Here is a 222-nt window from a genome sequence, read left to right on the forward strand (position 1 = left end):
GAGTATGACTCGGTGATGAACTACCTGTACCAGTTTGGCAAGTTCAACTACTCGGAAAAGCCATACCTGCTTGAAACCCCCAACGGCAACGCAGTTGTCCCCGCCGACTGGGACGTGCTGAAGATCAATACTCCGCGTATTGCTGCTGACAACCTGGAAATCGGTAACTTCAGTGCCATGGCAGGTGCCATCATCGACAACAAACCAGAAGCCCCGCCAAGG

General features: G+C 53.2%; 1 protein-coding gene. It reads left to right on the forward strand.

What is annotated here, in order from left to right; translation table 11 throughout:
- Window positions 1–222: hypothetical protein (locus HMPREF2617_RS11965; RefSeq protein WP_168168317.1), on the forward strand; the 222-nt coding region annotated here is incomplete at both ends.

Origin of the sequence: Corynebacterium sp. HMSC070H05 (assembly GCF_001837615.1) — a bacterium.
Lineage (GTDB): Bacteria > Actinomycetota > Actinomycetes > Mycobacteriales > Mycobacteriaceae > Corynebacterium > Corynebacterium coyleae.